Origin of the sequence: Crenothrix polyspora (assembly GCF_900163755.1) — a bacterium.
Taxonomy (GTDB): Bacteria; Pseudomonadota; Gammaproteobacteria; order Methylococcales; family Methylomonadaceae; genus Crenothrix; species Crenothrix polyspora.
Genome location: NZ_FUKI01000093.1, coordinates 37,051 through 45,042 on the forward strand (window position 1 = coordinate 37,051; position 7,992 = coordinate 45,042).

The window sequence follows — 7,992 nt, forward strand, 5'->3', positions numbered from 1 at the left end:
ATCAATCAAAGCTCTCTTTTAGTCTTTTTGTTAAGCGAATAATGACAATAAGAATCCCTTTAGCATCGGGTTTTCTCATATTAATAACTTTGCCACTCTTGGTTGTTATGGGTTGTTTAACGGTTACTTGATCAAAGGTTGCCGCAAAAGCCAGCATGCGATCATCCAGTGATGTGGTTTTTGTTAAACGATCCGGTACCGGTTTGGTTTTTTCCCAGCGTGTGTAAATCGGCATCAATAAGAAGAAGCAAAAATACAAAGTAGTGAAAATACGCGCCACGATGGTTGCGCCATGCGTAGCAGGCTGTGTACCTAAATAACCTAACACCACAAAGCTGATTACAAAAATCGCCAAGGCTTTTTTATAAATACCGCCACGGTAACGTATAGACTTAACCGGACTACGGTCTAGCCAAGGTAATAAAAACAATACGACAATAGAACCAAACATGCCAATAACGCCAGCGAATTTGTCAGGGATAGCTCTTAAAATGGCATAAAACGGGGTGAAATACCACACTGGGGCAATATGCTCCGGGGTTTTCATTGGATCAGCCGGAATAAAGTTGGCGTGTTCCAAAAAGTAGCCCCCCATTTCTGGCCAGTAAAAAATAATCGCGGCAAAAAAGATTAAAAATACGCCGACACCGACTAAATCTTTCACTGTGTAATACGGGTGAAACGGAATGCCGTCGAGTGGAATGCCGTTAGCATCTTTGGTGTATTTAATTTCGATACCGTCTGGATTGTTAGAGCCCACTTCATGCAGCGCAACAATGTGTAAAAACACCAGCAATACCAACGCTAATGGCACAGCAATCACATGGAAAGCAAAGAAACGGTTTAGCGTGGCATCGGAGATAACGTAATCGCCTCTGATCCACAAGGATAAATCATCACCAATAATAGGGATAGCACTGAACAGGGAAATAATCACCTGTGCGCCCCAGTAGGACATTTGTCCCCAAGGCAACAAGTAGCCCATAAAGGCTTCGGCCATTAAAGCGACAAACAGTAACATACCAAAAATCCAGATCAACTCGCGTGGGTGTTTGAATGAACCAAACAGCAAGCCTCTGAACATGTGCAAATACACTACGATGAAAAACGCGGACGCACCGGTTGAGTGCATATAGCGTATCAACCACCCCCAGTTCACATCGCGCATGATGTATTCAACGGAATCAAACGCCAGGGTTGCATCGGGCTTGTAATTAATGGTCAACATAATGCCGGTGGCAAACTGGTTGACCAATACCAACATGGCTAATGAACCAAAGAAGTACCAAAAATGAAAGTTTTTCGGCGCATAATATTGCGCCATGTGGCTGTTCCACAAATGTGCCAGTGGGAATCGATCTAAGATCCAGTTACCCACGCCAGCAAAGCGATTTATTTTCATGCTGCTTTCTCCTCAGGGGCTTCACCAATAATTAACCGCGTGTCAGATAAGTAGCGATAAGGCGGCACTTCTAAGTTAGTAGGGGCAGGTACGCCGCTGTAAACACGTCCGGCTAAATCAAACTTGGAGCCATGACAAGGACAGAAAAAGCCACCTTTCCATTGTGCGCCTAAATCTGACGGGGCAATCTCGGGTCTAAAGGTAGGTGAGCAACCTAAGTGCGTACATAAGCCCAAGGCGACAAACAGCTCCGGCTTAATAGAGCGGAAATGATTTTTACTGGATGTCGGTTGTAAAGACGCTTGTGATAAGGGATCGCTTAATTGATCGTCCAGACTTTTCAAGTCGTCTAATACTTTAGGGGTTCTGTTGAGAATCCAAACTGGTTTACCACGCCAGGCAACTCTCAATAATTGACCGGGTTCCATCTTGCTCAGGTCAACTTCAACGGGTGCGCCCGCTGCCATCGCTTTAACACTGGGTTGCATTTGAGCCAAAAAAGGAACGGCCAAATAACCCGTACCAATCGCGCCAACCACGGTCAATGCCGAGGTTAAAAATTGGCGCTTAGACTTATCGACGCCTTCATTAATCATTATAGAACTCTCCTGGTTAGAATCGTGTCTTTGACAGCTTATTTTTATTATAGCAAGCCAATATACCACTAGAATGACGTGAATTTGAAGTGCTAGGTAGGATTAATTTAGCTGCTATAGGCTGTTTTTATGCGTGCTGAGGCTATTTATGGGTTAATAAATATTTAAGTGTATGAACTTAATATAAATTATGCTGTCTTGACTGGTTGAGCTAGCTAATAAAAAAATCGGTAATTTATCATTGTTATGCTACGTGGCAAGCTAACGGCGTGATTATCAAGCTATACGTTAAAAAATGATTGTCCACTCTACAGACATTTCAATAGGATTAAGTTTAGAGGCCTAGACGGGCAAACATTACACATCGAACTTGTTTGTTTTGCTTCGCCGATTCAAGCTGATAAAGCTGGCTATAATCTGCCATACTACGCTGGCAATAGCCATAAACCAAAAGATATACAGCCATTTTGGTGGAGTCAGTTGTGCTAAAAAAGGGGTCAGGTACGTGCCCAATACCGTCACAAAATAAGGTAAATTAAATATTTTAGCAAAATACGGTAATCGCGTTTTTGCGTAGAGAAATACGGCAACGCCAGTAATCAGATAAGCCATAACAGCGAAAAATGGGGAGATATCTGACATGAAAGCAGAAAAACTGGTTTTTTCTTCTACGATGATTTGATGCCATGTACCGTCTTCCCCATAATAATTGACAACAAACAAGACAGTCCAAATTATCTGTAGTGCATAAGCACATAATCCTGCTAAATGCCGCCAAGAACGTCGCCATTCTTGCTGTAGCGATAAGGTGGCCATAGTGCGATCTCTCGTTTTCCAAAGCCATAGCCAAAATATTAAAGATACAGCTACACCCAAAATAAGCTCTATGATTAATAGGGTATTCATCATCGAATAGTCTTGATTTGTAGAGTGGGAAAATCTGAGGCTGTAGTTTTTATAAGCGTCTATTTATCCAGGCTGTTTTTCAACGCCGCTAAAAACCGTGCATTCTCTTCAGGCTTACCCACAGTCACCCGCAAACAATCCACCAACAACCCGCCTTGCGGAGTCATATTTTTAATTAACACGCCTTGCTGTTTAACCGAGGCAAAAATGTCATTAGCTCGATCTTTGGGTACTCTAAATAAAATAAAATTGGCGTTGCTAGGATAAGCAATGATACCTTCCAGTGCATTAAGCTGTGTCATCATCATCGTCCGATCTGCACAAATAGCTTGGGTTTGCTGCTCAAATACCGCGCTGTTGCTGAGTGCAAATTCTGCACTGACTTGGGTAAGAATATTGATGTTATACGGTAAACGAATCTTGTTGAGCTGTTCAATAAGCGCGGGGCTACCCACCAAATAGCCCAAACGCAAGCCTGCCAAGCCCAATTTAGACACGGTACGCATCACCATAACATTAGCATATTGCCCTAACTGGCCGATAAAACTGACATCGGCAAATGGCGTATAGGCTTCGTCGATAATCACCAAACCTTTGGCAGCGCTGATGATGTCTTTAATAGCCGTTTCGCTGAACAAATTGCCGGTGGGGTTGTTGGGGTAAGCAATGAATATCACCGAGGGCTGGTGTTGTGCTATTGCCGCCAGCATGGCGGGTAAATCCAGGTCGAAATTATCGGCCCGCAACGGAACGCCAATGTATTTAAGCCCCAAACAATCACTGAGCTGTTTGTACATCACAAAGCCTGGTGCGGGGCTTAGTACGCTAGCGCCTGTCGGCAAAGCCATTAGCAGGAGCTGGATGATTTCATCAGAACCATTGCCAAGCATAATTTCCCACTCATCGGCGATGGCATTGGTGCTGCGGATGGTGTGCTTGAGCTGTTTGGCTTCAGGGTCAGGGTAGCGGTTTAACGCACAGTCTCTTAATGCCTCCAGCCATTGTTGCTTAAGGTCTTCAGGCCAGCTGTAAGGATTTTCCATAGCATCCAGTTTGATTAAACCTGTCGCATCGGCGACGTGGTAACTCGACATCGCCAAAACTTCTTGACGGAACAGTGTGCTGATTAAGGTATCTTGGGGCATGTTAAGGGCTAGGTGGTTTTTTTGAAAGGTTAGAGTTGGGCGCTGTGATCTATGTTTTTACGCGATAAGCTTGGGCAAGCACTTCAAAAGTATCGCCAGGAAGCCGAGAGCGATCAACGGGAATGGCGCTTTCCCAGTTTTTTTCACCCGCAGAACGAAATTTTGTAATCATGGCTTCAATAGTGTCCACATTGATTTCTGGAACATCCACAACGGCATTCAGGCCAATTCCATACCGATAGGTTTTGTCGGTTTGAAATGATTCAAAAATAGGCGCAGTATGACCCGTATCTTCATGAATGAGTTTTGAGCTGTATTCTTGTGCAAACTGAGAGCGAGTAAGCTTATTCAATGCTTGGTGTACTTCGGGTTCTCTCATGACATAGTGAAGCTTTTTGCCCGTTACCGGGTCGTACACGGGAATAAATAGGGAATCAATGTCATCTTCATCAGGGTTACTTGGGCAAAGCCGGTACGACTCATCATAAGCCAAATCTCGGATAGCCTCCCAGTAAGCCTGATTTGCCGTGCAGATGGCGGCATTCCAAATCGTTGCCCCATCCAATCCAAGAAAGTAAAAATCGAACCATTGATTAAAAAACGCTGGTCTATCGGCTTCGTTTAGTAACAGCATACTTGTGAAATTTTGCCCGTAGTCAGACGCTGTGCGTTTGATTTTTCCTCGCAAACGCACATACAAATCCCGTTGTTTATGGCGGGATAGTTTTGAAAATGGGGTGAATTTTTGATAATGCTTCATAGTACCGACCCTGCTAAAAAATATGCCTCTATAGTGCTCGCTTCAGCATAGGGCGTATTATTGAACAACTGTGTTATTTAATCCGATATTCCGCAGAACGCGCATGCGCCGTCAAGCTTTCGCCCCGCGCTAACACAGATGCAATCTTGCCCAAACTGTCCGCGCCTGCCGCTGAACAATTGATTAAACTGGTACGTTTTTGAAAATCATACACCCCCAAAGGCGATGAATACCGCGCCGTGCTGGACGTTGGCAACACATGGTTTGGCCCTGCACAATAATCGCCCAAGGCTTCTGCGGTGTAGCGCCCCATAAAGATGGCACCGGCGTGGCGTATATGCTGGCTCAGTGCTTCAGGGTTTTCTACTGACAGCTCCAAATGTTCGGGCGCAATGCTGTTGGCAACGGCAGCAGCTTCCAGTAAATTGGCCACTTTAATGAATGCACCCCGTGTTGATAACGACGCTTTGATAATGTCAGCACGCTCCATTGTAGGCAGCAGTTTGTTAATGCTTTGCTCAACCGCCAGCAAATAATCCGCATCATCACTGATTAAAATCGCTTGCGCGTTTTCGTCATGCTCTGCCTGTGAGAACAAATCCATCGCAATCCAGTCCGGATTGGTTTTGCCGTCACAGATAATCAATATTTCTGAGGGGCCTGCGATCATGTCAATACCAACTTGGCCAAATACCATTTTTTTGGCAGTTGCCACATAAATATTGCCAGGCCCCACTATTTTGGCGACCGCTGGAATAGTTTCAGTGCCATAGGCTAAAGCGGCTACAGCCTGTGCGCCGCCAATGCTAAACACACGATCCACACCGGCCAAATGTGCCGCCGCCAATACCATCGCATTAGTTTCGCCATTGGGCGTTGGCACCACCATGATTAATTCATCAACACCGGCCACTTTGGCAGGAATGGCGTTCATCAACACAGAAGAGGGGTACGCGGCCTTACCACCAGGGACATACAGGCCAACGCGTTCCAACGGGGTGATTTTCTGGCCAAGCACCGTGCCATCGGCTTCGGTAAACTGCCACGGTTGCAGTTTTTGGTGTTCGGCATAGGCACGGATTCGATCAGCGGCAATTTGCAAAGCGTGCGCTTGATCAGTCGGCAAGGTTTGCCAAGCGGCCAATAAATCAGCCTTCGGGAGTTCTAAGTTGCTGGCCAAACTGACATTGCGCTTATCAAAACGATTGGTGTAATCCATTACTGCTTGGTCGCCACGTTTTCGCACATCGGCAATAATATCCAAAACACGGTGTTGAATGTCCAGATCGTCTTTTTCATCAAAGGCTAACAGCAATTTTAAGTGTTGTTGGAAATCGGCTGCGGAAGCATTCAATTGGGTGATATTCAAGGTTGTCATAACGCTTAAGCTCATCGTTTGTTAGGCTGTTTTTAGGTTGCAAAATAACTTTTGATACTAGCACACTTAAATTTAAGTTTTGTTAAATTTCAATTACTAATTTAAGTCGCCATGCCATTCGTAGTTTGATAGGGTTCACCATGAAACTGCCTAAGGAACGCGCACGAAATAACTTGAGCAAGTTCATGCTTCGACAGGCTCAGCACGAACGGTGGTGGCGTTTAAGTTGTTCAAGTTATTTCATGCACGTTCNNTATCTTGGATGACGGATTCTTTAAATTCGTCCAATAGTTCTTCAAATTCATATTCAAATAAGCGATATTCCATTTTGCCGTCATTGAGTAAAGCGTTTTCTAATACTGTTCTGAGTTCTTTTACAGTTGTTTTCATTGTCTTGTAGTTGATTAATATGTTTTGTGGTTAAGCCACTGCTTGTTGTACCAGGGTTTCGGCAAGTTGTTGTTGCAGGGTTTGCGCGGTGGCGAGTTTGGTTTTTAGTTGTTCGCACAGGGTTATGAGTTCATCGACTTTGGCGACTATGCGGTGTTGTTCGGCGAGTGGGGGGAGTGGAATTATAAGGGAATTAACATGACCTTGATTTATTGTTTTTTGCCCAGCAGTTGTTATAAATAATTTTTGGATATTATCTCGAACTAATTTAGATGAGCCTAATAACTTTATAAACGAAGATGTAAAAGAATTCATTGGAAATCTCATACGAATAAAATGGTCGCAGTAAATAGCATTAATAGGTTCTTCAATTGCAATAAATCTTCCAACAATGTCACTACTTCCATTAACTCGGATAATTAAATTATCATCTTTATCAAGTTTATAGTTTGATATAGATTTTTCATTGATTACCAGTTCTCTAGTATTACTTAACGAAACTCTATATTCCTTGATGTCTGCAAGTCTTATAACTGTAATTTCTTCACCTTTAGAGTCCCCACGGCTAGATATTCCATTTTGAAATTCAGGAGCTACATTTCCTAGCCTTATCCATTCCCAGCTTTTTGGCAGTGTAAACGGCTTTTCCTGCTCGTTGATTTTTGGTGATAGGTTTTGTTTTTTGATTTTGCCTTCAACAATCAGCCGTGCTTTCTCGGTGGCGATTTTGTTTAATAATTCGCTGGCGGGTTCGTCGTTGGGGTTTTGTGGGACTAATTTACCCATGACGGCTAATTGCAGAATGGTTTGTTTTAGCTGCTCGATACTGTTTTGTGTGGTGAAAAGACAATCAAAATTTGCCGCAATCCGTGACCACGCCGCTTGAAACACTTGTGCATCGGTGGCTTCGGTCAGTGTGGTTAATAAACAGCTCACTAACTGGCGGTGTGTTTCTTGGCTACCGCTTTGCTTTTGTTCTAATCGGTCGCAAAGCTGCATTAATTCATCCACTTTGGCGACTATGCGGTGTTGTTCTGGCTCTGAAAGTATTGGAATCAGTGCTAATTGTGCTTTTTCAGTTCCCAGTCTTGGCAAACTCATTCCATGCGTTGAGTTATCAGCATAATTTATAAAATAGGATGATTTCAGTGTAAGTCTTAAAAACTCAGGGACGATTGAAGAATATCCTCGAATCGGTATCATTTCAGTTGTACAAACTCCAGCTTCATCGGCAACAAGCACTTTATCCAAATACGGTCTTAATTTTCCATAAATAACATCACCAGCAAAAAATCTATTTTTTGAACTTTTAAATTTTTTTTCAACAAAACGAACTTTTTTAATTAAACGAGAGCTCTGTACATGACAAAAAAATAAGCCAATGAAATGTCATATAATTTTCGTTTTTGTAAACG

7 protein-coding genes are annotated in these 7,992 nt (G+C 43.4%); all 7 read right to left on the bottom strand.

The features are described from left to right. Position 1: 1 nt before the first annotated feature. The 7 genes from CRENPOLYSF2_RS05900 to CRENPOLYSF2_RS05930 all read right to left on the bottom strand — a co-directional run bounded on the left by CRENPOLYSF2_RS05900 (position 2) and on the right by CRENPOLYSF2_RS05930 (position 7,819). A complete protein-coding gene (locus CRENPOLYSF2_RS05900) occupies positions 2-1,402 on the bottom strand; it encodes a cytochrome b (RefSeq protein ID WP_087143023.1) in 1,401 nt (466 codons plus the stop codon). After that, a complete protein-coding gene (petA, locus tag CRENPOLYSF2_RS05905) occupies positions 1,399-1,998 on the bottom strand; it encodes a ubiquinol-cytochrome c reductase iron-sulfur subunit (RefSeq protein ID WP_087143024.1) in 600 nt (199 codons plus the stop codon). The genes CRENPOLYSF2_RS05900 and petA overlap by 4 nt, the downstream gene beginning before the upstream one ends. A gap of 357 nt (positions 1,999-2,355) precedes the next feature. Then, the gene (locus CRENPOLYSF2_RS05910) at positions 2,356-2,907 is read right to left on the bottom strand and encodes a methane monooxygenase/ammonia monooxygenase subunit C (RefSeq protein WP_087143025.1); all 552 of its coding nucleotides are present in this window, start codon (positions 2,905-2,907) and stop codon (positions 2,356-2,358) included. Positions 2,908-2,963: 56 nt separating this feature from the next. Then, on the bottom strand, positions 2,964-4,049 hold the full coding sequence (gene hisC / locus CRENPOLYSF2_RS05915) for a histidinol-phosphate transaminase (protein WP_087143026.1): 1,086 nt from the start codon (positions 4,047-4,049) through the stop codon (positions 2,964-2,966). A 49-nt stretch (positions 4,050-4,098) separates the two neighbouring features. Continuing rightward, on the bottom strand, positions 4,099-4,809 hold the full coding sequence (locus tag CRENPOLYSF2_RS05920; RefSeq protein WP_087143027.1) for a hypothetical protein: 711 nt from the start codon (positions 4,807-4,809) through the stop codon (positions 4,099-4,101). A 73-nt stretch (positions 4,810-4,882) separates the two neighbouring features. Next, positions 4,883-6,187 carry a histidinol dehydrogenase gene (hisD, locus tag CRENPOLYSF2_RS05925; protein ID WP_087143032.1) on the bottom strand — a complete coding sequence of 435 codons (1,305 nt, stop codon included), beginning with the start codon at positions 6,185-6,187 and terminating at the stop codon, positions 4,883-4,885. A 420-nt stretch (positions 6,188-6,607) separates the two neighbouring features. Beyond that, positions 6,608-7,819 carry a restriction endonuclease subunit S gene (locus tag CRENPOLYSF2_RS05930; RefSeq protein ID WP_245807918.1) on the bottom strand — a complete coding sequence of 404 codons (1,212 nt, stop codon included), beginning with the start codon at positions 7,817-7,819 and terminating at the stop codon, positions 6,608-6,610. Positions 7,820-7,992: the final 173 nt, after the last annotated feature.

Coding starts and splice junctions, on each gene's coding strand:
- CRENPOLYSF2_RS05910 (WP_087143025.1), bottom strand. CDS start 2,907: ATGATGAATACCCTATTAATCATAGAGCTTATTTTGGGTGTAGCTGTA.
- CRENPOLYSF2_RS05920 (WP_087143027.1), bottom strand. CDS start 4,809: ATGAAGCATTATCAAAAATTCACCCCATTTTCAAAACTATCCCGCCAT.
- CRENPOLYSF2_RS05900 (WP_087143023.1), bottom strand. CDS start 1,402: ATGAAAATAAATCGCTTTGCTGGCGTGGGTAACTGGATCTTAGATCGA.
- petA (WP_087143024.1), bottom strand. CDS start 1,998: ATGATTAATGAAGGCGTCGATAAGTCTAAGCGCCAATTTTTAACCTCG.
- hisC (WP_087143026.1), bottom strand. CDS start 4,049: ATGCCCCAAGATACCTTAATCAGCACACTGTTCCGTCAAGAAGTTTTG.
- hisD (WP_087143032.1), bottom strand. CDS start 6,187: ATGACAACCTTGAATATCACCCAATTGAATGCTTCCGCAGCCGATTTC.